The sequence below is a fragment of the uncultured Thermus sp. genome, from assembly GCF_938010445.1.
Lineage (GTDB): Bacteria > Deinococcota > Deinococci > Deinococcales > Thermaceae > Thermus > Thermus altitudinis.
The window spans coordinates 1-9,998 of the sequence record NZ_CALLUR010000034.1 but is presented as its reverse complement, the minus strand read 5'-3'; the positions used below and the strand labels follow the sequence as shown (position 1 = coordinate 9,998).

Below are 9,998 nucleotides of genomic sequence, written 5' to 3'. Positions count from 1 at the left end.
TGTCCAGCGCAACCCCGTGGACGGGGATGTGGACCGTTTCACCAAGCAGGTGGTGACCACCACCTTACGGGTGCGGGATGGCCAGACGGTGGTCCTGGGAGGCCTTACTTCCCAGGAGAACACCCAGGTGCAACAGGGAGTTCCCCTCCTCATGGACATCCCCTTGATCGGCGAGCTCTTCAAGCAAAGGAGCCAGGAGACCACCGACCGGGAGCTTCTGGTGGTCATCACCGCCGACATCGTCAGGGAAACCGCAAGCCGCTAGCCTCCTTAGAGCGCCAGGGGAGTACGGGCCCAGGGGGTCCCTGTTCCCCTGGCCTCCCGTTCCTTCACACCACCTGGGCCTAGAGGACCTCTGTGAAACGGCTTTACCCGCGGGAGGGCATTGCAGAGGGGGTTATGGCCTTCCTTCCCAGGCGCATGACCCCTTGCGGCAGGAGCCAAAGGGAGACCCCGCCACCGCCTTCAACCGCATGGGGCCCTACCTCACCGCCCTGCCCCTCCTCACCTTCCTGCGGCAATCAGGGAAAGACTCCCCTACAATAGGCCCATGAGGTTTTTGACCGCAGGCGAGTCCCATGGCCCGGAGCTTCTGGCCATCATTGAGGGCCTACCCGCCGGCATCCCCCTTACCGAGGAGGACATCAACCCTTGGCTGGAGAGGAGGCAAAAGGGTTACGGACGGGGCAGGCGCATGGCCATAGAGACCGACCGGGTGGAGTTCCGGGCCGGCGTTCGGGCCGGGCGGACCACGGGAGCCCCCCTGGCCTTGGCCATCCGGAACGCCGACCACCGCAACTGGGTGGAGATCATGGACCCGGCCCCGGGGAACGAACCCCGCAAAAAGGCCCTCACCGCCGCCCGCCCAGGCCACGCCGACCTGTCTGGCGGCATCAAGTACGGCCACAAGGACCTAAGGGACGTGCTGGAGAGGGCCAGCGCCCGGGAGACCGCCATGCGGGTGGCCGTGGGGGCCGTGGCCCTAAAGCTCCTAGGCCTCCTAGGGGTGGAGGGGGTGGGGTACGTGCCGGGGATGGCGGGGGTCTGGAGCCAGGTGCCCTTTTCCTGGGAGCTCCTCCCCCGCATTGAGGAAAGCCCCTTGCGCATGACCGACCCCGAGGCCGAGGCCCAGGTGATCCGCCTCATAGACCAGGCCAAGGCGGAAGGGGACACCTTAGGCGGGGTGATTGAGGCCCGCTTCCGTGGCCTGGTACCCGGCCTAGGGAGCCACGTGCACTGGGACCGCAAGCTGGATGGCCGCCTGGCCCAGATGGCCCTTTCCATCCCCGCGGTAAAGGGGGTGGAGATCGGCCCCGCCTTCCAAAACGCCATGAAGCGGGGCTCGGAGGTGCACGATGCCATTTACTGGAGCCCCGAGCGGGGCTTTTACCGCCGGACCAACCGGGCGGGGGGCCTCGAGGGGGGCATGACCACGGGGGAAGAACTCATCCTCCGGGCCGCCCTCAAGCCCATCGCCACCCTGATGAAACCCCTGCCCACCGTGGACGTGGTGACCCACCAGCCCGCGGATGCCGCCAGGGAGCGCTCCGACGTCACCGCGGTGCCCGCGGCCAGCGTGATCCTCTGCGCCCTTTCCGCCATCGTGCTGGCCCAGGCCTACCTGGAAAAGTTTGGCGGGGATACCCTGGAGGAAATCCAGGAAAGGGTGGAGCGGTACAAGGCCCGGGTCCTGGCCTACTGATACCGCCCCACCGTGGCCCTGGCCTAGGGGGAACTTGCCAATGGCCCTACCCCCTCCGTCCCGGGTGGACCCGGGAGGACGGCCTGGCGAGATAGGATAAGTCAATGGCCCGTTTAGAAATCCCCCGCCCCGCCACCTTCATAAGCCTCACCGGCTTCATGGGGGTGGGGAAAAGCCGCATTGGCCGGGAGCTGGCCCGCACCCTCATGCTCCACTTCATTGACCTGGACCGTTACATTGAAAGGCGCACGGGAATCTCCATCCCCGATATCTTCCGCCACCTGGGGGAGGAGACCTTCCGAAAAATGGAACGGGAAGCGGTGGGGGAGCTTATGCAGAAGGAATACCTGGTCCTCTCCTTGGGCGGGGGAACCTTCATGGACCCGGAAAACCGCAAAAGGCTTCTCCAGAGGGGCCCGGTGGTGGCCCTATGGGCCAGCCCGGAAACCATCCTGGAAAGGGCTTCCCGCAAACCCGGGGAAAGGCCCCTTTTGCAGGTGGAAAACCCATTAGAAAGGATAAGGACCCTCCTCGAGGCCCGCACCCCCATCTACCGGGAGGCCCACATCCACGTTTCCACAGAGGGGCGGCGGGTGGAAGAGGTGGTGGCGGAAATCGTGGCGAAACTTTGGGAATATGCGAAGGCTAAGCGTGCGTGAACCGGTTGCCTACCCCATCCTGATTGGGGAAGGGGTTCTGGAGGAGATACCCCCCCTGGAAGGCCCCCTGGCCCTCCTCTACGACCGCCAGGTGGAAGGCTTCGCCCGGGAGTTGGCTGAGAGGCTCAGGGTGGAGCACCGTCTGGGTGTGGAAGGGGGGGAGGGTGCCAAAACCCTCGCCGTCTATGGCCAGGTGCTCTCCTTCCTGGCGCAAAGGGCCCTTCCCCGGAACACCACCTTGCTGGTGGTAGGGGGGGGCACCCTTACGGACCTGGGCGGCTTCGTGGCCGCCACCTACCTGCGGGGCATCCCCTACCTCTCCTTCCCCACCACCACCTTGAGCGTGGTGGACGCCAGCGTGGGGGGCAAGACGGGCATCAACCTCCCCGAAGGGAAGAACCTGGTGGGGGCCTTCCACTTTCCCCAAGGGGTGTATGCGGAGCTCAAAACCCTCACCACCCTTCCTCCTTTCACCTTCAAGGAGGGGCTGGTGGAGGCCTTCAAGCACGGGCTCATCTCCGGGGAGGAAGGGCTTTTACAGGTGGAAGACCTAGGCCCGGAAAGCCCCCGCCTCGAGGCCTACCTGGCCCAGGCGGTGGCGGTGAAGGTGGCCATCACCGAGCGGGACCCTTTGGAGAAGGGGGAAAGACGGCTCCTAAACCTGGGGCACACCCTGGGGCACGCCCTGGAGGCCTACACCCGCCACGCCCTGCCCCACGGGGCCGCGGTGGCCCATGGCCTCCTCTACGCCGCCCTTCTGGGCAGGCTCCTGGGGGGCGAGGACCTTACCCCCTTGGTCCTCCGCCTCCTCAGGTGGCTTAACCCCCCTCCCCTTCCCCCCGTTTCTTGGGAGGACCTCCTTCCCTACCTGCAAAGGGATAAGAAGAAGCGCTCCCAAAGCCTCCACTGGGTGGTGCCCCTGGCCCCGGGCCGGCTGGTGGTCCAACCCCTGCCCGAGGAAACCCTAAGGGAAGCCTTTGGCCTTTGGGGGGAGGTCCTTGAGGGCCTGGGTTTTTTCCAAGCACGTTAGCCCAATCGGGCGCGACATGAGGCCCGGGCCAAGCTCTCCAAGCCCCTATGGGTGGTGCGCCAGAGGGAAGGGCGGGTCGTCCTCCGTTACGGCCGCCCCTTGGCCCGCTTGGGGCCTGGGGGAAGGGGGTAAAACCGCCTGGGAGCAATGGATAGGGAAGCCTTCCACACCCCGTGCCTGAGGCGTTAACGAGCCTAAAGCCCCACCCCCACCGGACGAAGAACCCCCGCCTTAGCCTTGCCAAAGTCCAGGGGAAAACTCCCCACCTCGGTCTTGAGAACCACCAGGGCCAAGGGGATATCCTCCCCCTCCCAGGCCACCCCTTCCCCGGTGGCTAGGGCCAAGGCCCGGGGGTCCTCCGCAGACAGGGCCACCTCTGGAAGTCGGGGCCAAGGCAAGGTGGCGCCGAAGGCCAGGGCCAGGGCCTTGGCCGGGCGGAAGCGGCCCTTTTGTACCAGGCCCAGGTAAAGCCCGGGAGCCGGGGCCCTGATCCCCGCCAAGGAGGGTAGCTCCTCCGGCACCAGGTAAAGGTGGCCCGCACGCTCCCAGATGGGGCCTTCCAGGGCCAGCCCCACCTCCTCCAAGAAACCCCCCAGGGCCCTTCGGGCCTCCGGGCCCAGGGGGGGGATGCGCTCCTTAGGGGGCGTGCCCCAAGGGCCTTCCCCCTTGCGGAAACGGGCCAAGAAGTGGCCCTCGCCTTCCAAGCGGTGGGGCCAAAGCCGGGCGGTTTTCCTAAGCTCGGGGTTTCCGTCCCCCCACTCCGGCACCCCCGGGGCAAAGAGGGGATGGTAGCGGGCCTCCTCCAGGTGAAACCCGGGATGCTCCTTCAGGAAATGGGCCACCACCCCCTCGTTCTCCTCGGGGGCGAAGGTGCAGGTGGAGTAGACCAGCACCCCCCCTGGCCCAAGAAGCCTGGCCGCCTGGGCCAGAAGGGCCTTTTGCACCTCGGAAGCCCTCTTAGGGGCCCCAGGACCCCAGTGGCGGATGGCCTCTGGGTCCTTGCGGAACATGCCTTCGCCGGAACAAGGGGCATCCAGAAGGACCCGGTGGAAGTAGGCACCCAAGGCCTCGGCCAAGGCCTTGGGTGGGGCCTGGACCACGGCCGGCCCCGCCCCCCAGCGCTCCACGTTCTCCAAAAGGCCCCGGATCCTCTTGCCGTCCACCTCGTTGGCCAGAAGAAGGCCCTTTCCCCCCATGCGGGCCAAGAGGTGGGTGGTCTTCCCCCCGGGGGCCGCCGCCAGGTCCAAAACCCGCTCCCCAGGTTGAGGGTCCAATAGCACCCCCACCGCCTGGGCGCTGGGCTCTTGGATGTAGTAAAGCCCAGCGTAGAAGAAGGGATGGGGCCCCGGCCTGGCCTCCGGGGGATAGTAGAACCCCTCCGGGCACCAGGGGATGGGCCTTAGGGGCCAGGGGGCAATCCTTTTCCAGTCCCCAGGGGAAAGCTTCAGGGTGTTCACCCTAAGGCCATAGCTCCTTTCCCCCTCCGTAAGGGCTCTTAGGAAAAGGGGAAACTCCTCCCCTAAAAGGGCCGCCATGCGGGAGAGAAAGGCCTTGGGCAACACCCGCGTACCCTAGCACGAAAAGCCCCCCAGGCTCAAGGGCCCTTTCCGGCTACAATGCCCCTTGGGCACGATGGCCCCTGCGGGAAAAGGTAGGCACGGAAAGGAAAGGCGTCCCAACCATGATTCAAGCCATCGGCACCGATTTGGTGGAGATTGATAGGGTGCGGAAACTCCTCAAGCGACACGGGGAGAAGGCCCTAAGGAGGCTTTTCACCGAGGAGGAGCTACGCTATGCCCTGGGCCACCAAGACCCTGCTCCAAGCCTAGCGGCCCGCATTGCCGCCAAGGAGGCCTTCCAGAAATGCTGGCCCGAGGGCCTTTCCTGGAAGGAGGTCTGGGTGGGGATGGAGGGGAGGAAACCGGTTCTACGCTTTGCCCCACAGCTGCAAGCCCGCCTTCAAGCCCAGGGCCTAGTGCCCCACCTCTCCCTAAGCCACGAGAGGGGCTATGCCCTGGCGCTGGTGGTCCTGGAGGCTAGGGCACCAGGCGCAGGATAAGGGCATAGGTGTAATGTTCCCCTCTTCCCGCCGCCAAGGCTCCCCGGACCATATTCCAAAGGACCAGAACCAAGAGGGCCAAGGCCAAAGGAAAGGCTACCACTAGCCCCACCACGGTGATGGCCAGGAGGAAAAGGGCCAGGCCGTAAAGGGTGTAGCTGATCTGGCCGTTTAGGGATTCCTTGGCGTGGGCCTGAACAAAGGGGCTCTTGGGACCCCATAGGAGGATGGCCAAGGGCAAGAGGATCTGCCCTATGAGGATGAAATACCCCACCAAGGGGGCCAGGTGGGCCACCGCCGCCCAGGTGCGCTCTGGATCCGTCAAGGGGGTGGGTTGTTCCATGGGACTAGTCTACCCCGAACCCCCTCAGGCCACCTCCTCGGCCTCCTCCTCTCGGATGCGAATAGGCCCTTGCTTTTCAGGCCTGAGGCCCACCTTGTCCTGGTAAAAGGCCCGGATGGCCTCAAAATCCCGCCTCAGGTCCCCGCTGGGCCAGAGGTAGCCGCCAATCCCGATCTCCTTTTTGCGGAAGTCCACGTAGCCCAAGGCAATGGGAACCCCCGCCCTGAGGGCCATGTAGTAAAAACCCGAACGCCAATAGGGCGCCTTCCCCCGGGTGCCCTCAGGGGTGATGAGGATGGCGATTTCCTCTTCCTGCCGCAAGATCTCCGCCACGCCCTCCACCAGGTTGTTCCGGCGAGACCGATCCACCGGGATGCCGCCCAAGAGCCGCAAGAGCCAGCCCAAGGGGGGACGGAAAAGCTCCTTCTTCCCAAGCCAACGGGCACGGATGCCCAAGGCCCAAAGGGCGAGAAGCCCCACGGGAAAATCCCAGTTGGAGGTGTGGGGCGCACCGATCAACACATATTTCCTGCTGGGGGGCGGGGGCATGTGGTACCGCCACCCCAAGGCTTTGAGGACCAAGCCCGCAAGCTGCCGCATACTCCGGAAGTATACCCTTTGTGCTACACTGAGGGAAGGCGGGGTGGGGGCTTCCCCACCCCTATTTGCTGGGGTGAAGATGCATAAGGTGGTCATCGTAGGCCGGCCCAACGTGGGCAAATCCAGCCTCTTCAACCGCCTCCTGGGCAAAAGGAGTGCGGTGGTGGCCGATGTGCCCGGGGTTACCCGCGACCTCAAGGAGGGCGTGGTGGAAAGCGACCAGGGCCGCTTCCTCCTGGTGGACACCGGAGGGCTATGGTCGGGGGACCGCTGGGAGAAGAAGATCCAGGAAAAGGTGGACCAGGCGCTAGAGGACGCCGAGGTGGTCCTCTTTGCCGTGGACGGCCGCTCGGAGCTCACCCAGGCGGACTACGAGGTGGCGGAGTACCTGCGCAAAAAGGGTAAGCCCGTGGTCCTGGTGGCCACCAAGGTGGACGACCCCAAGCACGAGCTTTACCTGGGCCCCCTTTACGCCTTGGGCTTTGGCGATCCCATCCCCACCTCCAGCGAGCACAATAGGGGCCTCGAGGAGCTCCTCGAGGCCATCTGGGCCAGGCTTCCCGTTAGGCACATGGAGTCGGAACCGGAGGTGGCGGGCATCCGGCTCGCCATCGTGGGCCGGCCCAATGCCGGGAAAAGCAGCCTTCTCAACGCCATCCTAGGGGAAGAGCGGGTCATCGTCTCCGAGGAACCCGGCACCACCCGGGACGCCATTGACGTCCACTTCACCTTCCGCGGCCAACCCTTCATCCTGGTGGACACCGCCGGCATCCGCAAGCGCCCGGAAACCCTGGTGGAGGAGCTGGCCATCCGGAGAAGCCTTAAGGCCATAGAGGAGGCCGACGTGGTCCTTTTGGTCCTAGACCCCTTCCAGGTGGGGGACCGGGAGCTCAAGCTGGCCAACCATGCCTGGGAAAAGGGCAAGCCCGTGCTTCTGGTCATCACCAAGTGGGACCTGGTGAGGAAGGAGGAGGCCCCCAAGGTGCGCCGGGAACTCAAGGAAAAGCTTGCCCATCTGGAGCATCTGCCCCGGGTGTACACCTCCGCCTTCACCAAGCAGAACCTGGAGAAGATCTTCAGCGAGGCGGTGCGCCTCTTTGGGCTCAACCACACCCGCATCCCCACCGCCGAGCTCAACCGTTGGCTTTCCGTCTGGACGGCCAAGGTGCAACTCCCCAACTTCAAGGGCAAACCCTTGAAAATCTTCTACGCCACCCAGCCCGAGGTGGCCCCACCCACCTTTGTCCTCTTTGTGAACCACCCCGAGTTCGTGACCCGGGCCTTTGAAAACTACCTGAGAAACCGCGTGGGTGAGGACCTGGGCCTGAAAGAGGTGCCCTTCCGCTTGGTCTTCCGCGGACGGAGGGAGGAGGGCTAAAGGCAGCCGGGGGTGGGGGCCGCCTCGAGGCCCGGGCCAGAAGGCCATCCGGCCCATCCAAGGTCCCACCGCGCCAAGCCGGCCAAGACCTCGGGGCTCCCACCCATAGGAGGAGCACCACCCCAGCCCGGCCTAAGGTGGCAGGATCAGCCAGAGGCCGAAGGATCGGGGCTATCCTGGGCCAAAAGCGCCCCTAAGCCCTCCACGGCTCCCATCCTCAAGGAGAGGTGGGCCAAGGGGGTAAGGGGGGTGGGTTCGGGGTTCACCTCAATCAGGTAAGCCCCGCCGGCGTAGGCAATGCGGCCCAGGGACGCGGCGGGCTCCACCTCGGCGCTGGTGCCCACCACCAAGGCCACATCCGCTTGGGAAAAGGCCCCTTGCGCCCTTTCCCAAGCCCCTTCCGGCAGAAACTCCCCAAACCAAACCACGTCGGGCCGGGCCCTATGGCTGCACAGGGGGCAGAAGGGAGGGGGGATAAAGGGGTCGGGAAGGGGAAAGCGGTGCCCGCAGGCCTCGCACCGGGCCCTTAGGATATTGCCGTGGAGCTCCACCAGGTTCCGGCTTCCCGCCAGGGCGTGGAGGCCGTCCACGTTCTGGGTCACCAGGAGAAAGTCCCCGCCCCGGGAGAGGACCTGCTCCTCGAGGCGCACTAGGGCCAGGTGGGCGGGGTTGGGCCTGGCCTCCCGCACCTTGGCGATGCGCCAGGCGTACCACTCCCAGACCTTTTGCGGGTTCCTGGCGTAGGCCTCCGGGGTGGCGTAGTCCAGGGGGTTGAACTCCTGCCAAAGCCCCTCGGCATCGCGGAAGGTGGGGATGCCCGAGGGCTTGGAGATGCCCGCCCCCGTCAGGACCGCTACCCTTTGGGCCTTCTTGAGCCTGGACTGGGCCTCCCGTAGCTCCATGGGGCCTTCCCCTCCAGGAGTATTCTAGAAGCCATGGCCACCACCTTGAGGCTCTTCACCCCCGAGGCCATGCGGGAAGCCGACGGGAAGGCGGTGGAAATGGGCTACCCCTCCCTCCTCCTCATGGAGTGGGCGGGGATGAAGGCGGCATGGGTCTACCGGAAGCTTTTTGGAAACCGGCCCGCCGTGGTCCTGGCCGGCAAAGGCAATAACGGCGGGGACGGTCTGGTCCTGGCCCGGCACCTCTTTTTGGGAGGGGTACCGGTGCGGGTCTATGCGGCGGAGGGCCAAGGGGGGGATGCCCTCTCCGCGCGGCAAGCCCTTCTGGCCCAGGGGCTAGAGATCCGCCCCCTCGAGGAGGCCCTCTGGAACCGGGAGGAGGTTCTGGTGGATGCCCTCTTCGGCACCGGGCTGAAAGGGCCCCTGGAAGGCTTCTATGGCGGCCTGGTGGACAGGATGAACGCCTCCGGGCTTCCCATCCTGGCCCTGGACCTGCCCTCGGGGCTTCCCTTCTTCCCCCATGTGCGGGCCACGGCCACCGTGGCCTTCGCCGCCTTCAAACCCCCCCATTTCCTCAAGCGCGAGGCCTGCGGGCAACTCTTCCTGGCGGATATCGGCCTACCTAGGTCCCTTTTGGCGCGGGAGGACCTGCCCGAGATCGCCACCCCCGAAACCCTCCTTCCCCTTCTGCCCAAACGCCCCCTCACCGCCCACAAGGGCAGCGTGGGCCGGGTGGGAGTCCTGGGGGGCTTTCGTGGCGAAGGCCTCCGCTACGCCGGGGCCCCGGTGCTGGCCGCCCTGGGGGCCTACCGCATGGGGGCGGGGCTGGTGCACCTGGTAGCCCCTGAGGGCCCACCCCTAGAGCCCCTCGAGGCGGTCTTCCACCCCGTGCCCACGCCTTCCCTCCCCTCCATGCGGGTGGAGGCCCTGGCCGTGGGCATGGGGGGCGGACCCTGGGGACGGGAATGGGCCTTGGCGGCCCTGGAGGCCCGGCTTCCCACGGTGCTGGACGCCGACGCCCTGCACCTGGAGGTCCTCGAGGCCTACCGCAAAACCGGTGTACCCACCGTCCTCACCCCCCACGCGGGGGAGGCGGGAAGGCTTCTCGGGGTGCCCCCGGAGGAGGTGGCCGAAGACCCCACAAGGGCCGCCCGGGCCCTGGCGGAGCGCACCGGGCTCACCCTGGTCCTCAAAGGGAACCCCACCGTGGTGGCCCAGGGAAGCCGGCTTTCCCTCAACCCCACCGGCAACCCCGCCCTGGCCACCGGGGGAACGGGGGATGTGCTCTCCGGGGCCATCGCCGCCCTCTTGGCGGCAGGCCTGGC

Annotated in this window: 10 protein-coding genes and 1 pseudogene; 7 read left to right on the top strand and 4 right to left on the bottom strand. The window is 66.2% G+C overall.

Annotation, left to right across the window (positions count from 1 at the left end; translation table 11 throughout):
* The 4 genes and pseudogenes from Q0693_RS01770 to Q0693_RS01755 form a co-directional block, all read left to right on the top strand.
* Positions 1-265: pseudogene (locus tag Q0693_RS01770) on the top strand (type II secretion system protein GspD); the annotation flags it as partial.
* A gap of 285 nt (positions 266-550) precedes the next feature.
* Entirely contained in the window at positions 551-1,702 is a 1,152-nt protein-coding gene (gene aroC / locus Q0693_RS01765) for a chorismate synthase (RefSeq protein ID WP_298628711.1), read from the top strand.
* A gap of 104 nt (positions 1,703-1,806) precedes the next feature.
* A complete protein-coding gene (locus Q0693_RS01760; RefSeq protein ID WP_298628709.1) occupies positions 1,807-2,361 on the top strand; it encodes a shikimate kinase in 555 nt (184 codons plus the stop codon).
* Positions 2,339-3,391 (top strand): 3-dehydroquinate synthase family protein, encoded by a 1,053-nt coding sequence (locus Q0693_RS01755; RefSeq protein WP_298628708.1) that lies wholly within the window; start codon positions 2,339-2,341, stop codon positions 3,389-3,391. Before Q0693_RS01760 ends, Q0693_RS01755 begins: the two co-directional genes overlap by 23 nt.
* A 194-nt stretch (positions 3,392-3,585) precedes the next feature.
* Here the strand turns inward: Q0693_RS01755 and rsmF are convergent, their stop codons facing one another.
* Entirely contained in the window at positions 3,586-4,953 is a 1,368-nt protein-coding gene (gene rsmF / locus Q0693_RS01750) for a 16S rRNA (cytosine(1407)-C(5))-methyltransferase RsmF (protein ID WP_298628706.1), read from the bottom strand.
* Positions 4,954-5,072: 119 nt separating this feature from the next.
* Between rsmF and acpS the strand changes: the two genes are divergently transcribed.
* Positions 5,073-5,450 carry a holo-ACP synthase gene (gene acpS, locus Q0693_RS01745; protein ID WP_243032395.1) on the top strand — a complete coding sequence of 126 codons (378 nt, stop codon included), beginning with the start codon at positions 5,073-5,075 and terminating at the stop codon, positions 5,448-5,450.
* Here acpS and Q0693_RS01740 read toward each other — a convergent pair.
* Entirely contained in the window at positions 5,428-5,793 is a 366-nt protein-coding gene (locus Q0693_RS01740) for a DUF4870 domain-containing protein (RefSeq protein ID WP_243032394.1), read from the bottom strand. The two genes, acpS and Q0693_RS01740, sit on opposite strands and share 23 nt — an antisense overlap.
* 24 nt (positions 5,794-5,817) lie before the next feature.
* The gene (locus Q0693_RS01735; RefSeq protein WP_243032393.1) at positions 5,818-6,393 is read right to left on the bottom strand and encodes a 1-acyl-sn-glycerol-3-phosphate acyltransferase; all 576 of its coding nucleotides are present in this window, start codon (positions 6,391-6,393) and stop codon (positions 5,818-5,820) included.
* Between the two features lie 79 nt (positions 6,394-6,472).
* On the opposite strand from Q0693_RS01735, the gene der reads away from it, so the two are divergent.
* Entirely contained in the window at positions 6,473-7,771 is a 1,299-nt protein-coding gene (gene der, locus Q0693_RS01730; protein ID WP_298628702.1) for a ribosome biogenesis GTPase Der, read from the top strand.
* A gap of 146 nt (positions 7,772-7,917) precedes the next feature.
* Here the strand turns inward: der and Q0693_RS01725 are convergent, their stop codons facing one another.
* Positions 7,918-8,673 carry an NAD-dependent deacylase gene (locus Q0693_RS01725; protein ID WP_298628700.1) on the bottom strand — a complete coding sequence of 252 codons (756 nt, stop codon included), beginning with the start codon at positions 8,671-8,673 and terminating at the stop codon, positions 7,918-7,920.
* Positions 8,674-8,718: 45 nt separating this feature from the next.
* Here Q0693_RS01725 and Q0693_RS01720 point away from each other — a divergent pair.
* Positions 8,719-9,998, top strand: a 1,280-nt coding sequence (locus Q0693_RS01720; protein ID WP_298628713.1) for an NAD(P)H-hydrate dehydratase, incomplete at its 3' end; no start/stop codon positions are given.

What these genes read in the sequence shown, in the direction of transcription:
- Q0693_RS01755 (WP_298628708.1), top strand. Translation starts at nt 2,339, where the DNA reads ATGCGAAGGCTAAGCGTGCGTGAACCGGTTGCCTACCCCATCCTGATT.
- Q0693_RS01740 (WP_243032394.1), bottom strand. Translation starts at nt 5,793, where the DNA reads ATGGAACAACCCACCCCCTTGACGGATCCAGAGCGCACCTGGGCGGCG.
- Q0693_RS01760 (WP_298628709.1), top strand. Translation starts at nt 1,807, where the DNA reads ATGGCCCGTTTAGAAATCCCCCGCCCCGCCACCTTCATAAGCCTCACC.
- Q0693_RS01735 (WP_243032393.1), bottom strand. Translation starts at nt 6,393, where the DNA reads ATGCGGCAGCTTGCGGGCTTGGTCCTCAAAGCCTTGGGGTGGCGGTAC.
- acpS (WP_243032395.1), top strand. Translation starts at nt 5,073, where the DNA reads ATGATTCAAGCCATCGGCACCGATTTGGTGGAGATTGATAGGGTGCGG.
- der (WP_298628702.1), top strand. Translation starts at nt 6,473, where the DNA reads ATGCATAAGGTGGTCATCGTAGGCCGGCCCAACGTGGGCAAATCCAGC.
- aroC (WP_298628711.1), top strand. Translation starts at nt 551, where the DNA reads ATGAGGTTTTTGACCGCAGGCGAGTCCCATGGCCCGGAGCTTCTGGCC.
- Q0693_RS01725 (WP_298628700.1), bottom strand. Translation starts at nt 8,673, where the DNA reads ATGGAGCTACGGGAGGCCCAGTCCAGGCTCAAGAAGGCCCAAAGGGTA.